This is a genomic window from Paenibacillus sp. FSL R5-192 (genome assembly GCF_000517845.1).
GTDB classification, from domain to species: domain Bacteria; phylum Bacillota; class Bacilli; order Paenibacillales; family Paenibacillaceae; genus Paenibacillus; species Paenibacillus amylolyticus.
Genome location: NZ_ASPR01000054.1, coordinates 1 through 3,145, shown reverse-complemented (window position 1 = coordinate 3,145; position 3,145 = coordinate 1). Strand labels below are relative to the sequence as shown.

Genomic DNA, 3,145 nt, shown 5'->3' with positions numbered 1-3,145 from the left:
GATTCGGCCGATGAAGTCCACGTTGCCGTCCTCCATCCACCGCGCCAAGTCTCCTGTGCGGTACAGCCGCTCACCAGCGGTGAAGGGACTGTCTACAAACTTCTCTTCTGTCAGATCTGGACGGTTCAAGTACCCACGTGCTACCCCAACTCCGCCGATAACCAATTCGCCCAGCACGCCGACTGGTACGGGATTCAGATGTGCGTCCACGATGTGAAATTTCGCATTCAGCCACGCTTTGCCGATCGGCACATGGCCTGTCTGCGGCAGCTTCGTCAGCGGTTCGTCATAGAAACTGGAGTCGATCGCCGCTTCCGTCACACCGTAAGCGTTAATGATGCGGAACGACGAGCCGAAGCGTTCCTGCAAGGTTCGGTAATCCGCCACACTGCAGCTGTCCGAGCTTGTAATCAACAGCTCCATCCCGCTGAACTCCAACCCCTGTTCATGTACGTATTCCATAAACGGCACGATCAGCGCCGGTGTTGATTCGAAGATCGTCACTCGCTCTCGCTCTATCCAGTAGTGCAGACGAGAAGGATCGATCCGGTCGTCCTTCGGCACAATCACCATCGTGCCTCCGTTGTACAGTGTCCGGGCAATGTCGCCCACGAACACGTCAAACGAGAAGCTGGCGAGTTGCAGCAACCGCACCGGGAACTGATCTAATCGGTATTCCCGCCGGTAACCCGCCGCCGTGTTCACCAGGCTGCGGTGCTCGATCATCACACCTTTCGGCTTGCCCGTCGTTCCCGATGTGTAGATCACGTACGCCAGATCCTCTGGGCGGGCTTCATGGAAGCTGTCCATGCCAACAACATCAACATCATCCACAACATCCAGATGGTTCCGATCCGCACCGTTCACAGCCCCCGTTAGTTTGCCAGAGACCCGACTGGAAGCCATGTTGGAGCCTTGATCAAAGCACATCGGAGCATTTGCCCGATCTTCGCTGTACGACACTTCGTCGTCGAGGTACAGCACCGACATCAGCGCCAGCTCCTCTTCGCGGAGCCAGGCCTCGGCACGTTCTCGCAGCGGCGTTTGTGTCAGCAGTACCTTCGCTCCGCTGTCTTCGAGCATAAACCGCACGCGGTCCGCCGGATAATCCGGGTCGAGGGGTACATACGCCCCGCCGGCTTTCCAGACGGCCAGCACGGCCACCAGCAAGTCCACCGAACGCTCGGCGAGAATGCCAACGATTGACTCCCGGCCGATGCCATTTGCACGCAGCGTGACCGCTAAGCGGTTCGCTCGCTCGTTCAGCTCCACATACGTTAGGCGGTTATTTTCATACACAACGGCCTCCGCTTCCGGCGTACACTCTGCCTGTTTCTCAAACAGACGGTGGAACGTAGCCGCAGGAGCCGCTTCTAGCTGCGCTGGATTAAACGCATTGAGAACTTTTTCTTTTTCCTCTGCTGTCAGCAAGTTCAGCTCGGCAATCTTTGCATCTGGACGGTTTACAATTGTCAGGAGCAACTGCTCGTAATGTTTTGCCAGCCGTTCAATCGTCTCCCTTTTGTAAAGAGCTGTCGCATATTCAAAGCTGTAATCCAAGCCGCCGTTCTCCTCGCCCACATCCAAGCTGATATCAAACTTCGCAGTATCAAGTACGCTCGGATAAGGAATCAGGCGAAGCCCTTCCAGCTCAAATTGCTCGTTCTCCGTATTCTGCATCGTAAACATCGTGTCGAAGAGCGGATTGCGGCTTAAATCACGGGTGACTTGCACTTTGTCCACCAATTGTTCAAACGGATAGTTCTGATGCTCAAAGGCACGCAGAGTTGTTTCTTTGACTTCGTTCAGATATGACAGGAATGTTTTCTCCGAAGACGGATAACTGCGAATCGCCAGCGTGTTTAGGAAAATCCCGATCAACGGCTGCACATCTCCATGATTCCTTCCGGCAATCGGCGTACCAACGATTACGTCTTCCTGACCTGAATATTTATGCAAAAGCACGTTATACGCCGCAAGCAACACCATAAACAGCGTCGTGCCCGTTTCCGAAGCCAGCTGTTTCAGGCCGTCGGTTTTTGAAGCGTCGAAGGAAAACTCCAGCGTTTGACCTTCGTAGCTCTGTACAGCCGGACGTGGATAGTCGGTCGGCATTTCCAGCACCGGAAGCTCGCCCTGGAACATGTCCAGCCAATACGCCCCCTGATGCTGAAGCCGTTCCTGCTGCTCCTGCGAATGCTGCCAAACGGTGTAGTCTTTGTACTGAATGCGCAGCGGCTCCAATTGCTCTCCACCATACAAACGTACGAATTCTTCAACAAAGATTTCCATTGAAACGCCGTCAGAAATAATATGATGCATGTCGTACATCAGAATATGGCGTTCCGGAGCCAGCTCAACAAGGCCTACCCTCAACAGCGGTGGCTTAGCCAAGTCAAACGGACGGACGAAACCGTGAACCACCGCTTCGACCTCTTGCTCATCCGCTTGATAGAACTCCACCGCAAAATTCACGTCCTGGTAAACCCGCTGTGATGCTTCTCCATCCACCATTTCAAACCCGGTGCGCAACATTTCATGCCGCGCCACGAGCTTACGGAACGTTTCTTCGAACCTTGCCCGGTCCAAAGCACCCTCCAGCAGCATCGCTTCCGGCATGTTGTAGCTAAGCTCCGCAACTTCCAGCTGATTCAGAATAAAGAGACGTTTTTGAGCAAAAGATTGCGGGTACACCTCTCGGACATCCGTCACCGGAATGGAAACAAATATCTGCTGATCCAGCCGAGAAATGGCGGTAGCCATGCTCTCGATCGTGGAATGGCGGAACACTTCGCGCAGTGGCAGATCCACGTTCAACTCTTTATGAATCTTGCTGACCAACGTTGTCGCTCGCAGGGAGTGGCCGCCGATGTCGAAGAAGTTGTCGTAAACGCCAATCTCCTTCGTAAGCCCCAGCACCTCCTGCCAAATCACCGCCAGCTTCATTTCCAGCTCATTGCGCGGTGCGACATACTCCGTTCCACTTCCCGCTTCCCCTTCCGGCGAGGGCAGCGCCTTCCGGTCTATTTTCCCGTTTGGTGTCAGAGGCAAGCGCTCCAGCTCCACGAAGTACGACGGGATCATGTAACCCGGCAACTCCTGTGCCAGCGCACTGCGCAGATCGTTCACCAACAGCTTCGCACCG

1 protein-coding gene is annotated in these 3,145 nt (G+C 54.7%); it reads right to left on the bottom strand.

Going from position 1 to position 3,145, the window contains the following annotated elements; translation table 11 throughout:
- Positions 1–3,145, bottom strand: a 3,145-nt coding sequence (locus C161_RS27050) for a non-ribosomal peptide synthetase (protein WP_036674048.1), incomplete at both ends; no start/stop codon positions are given.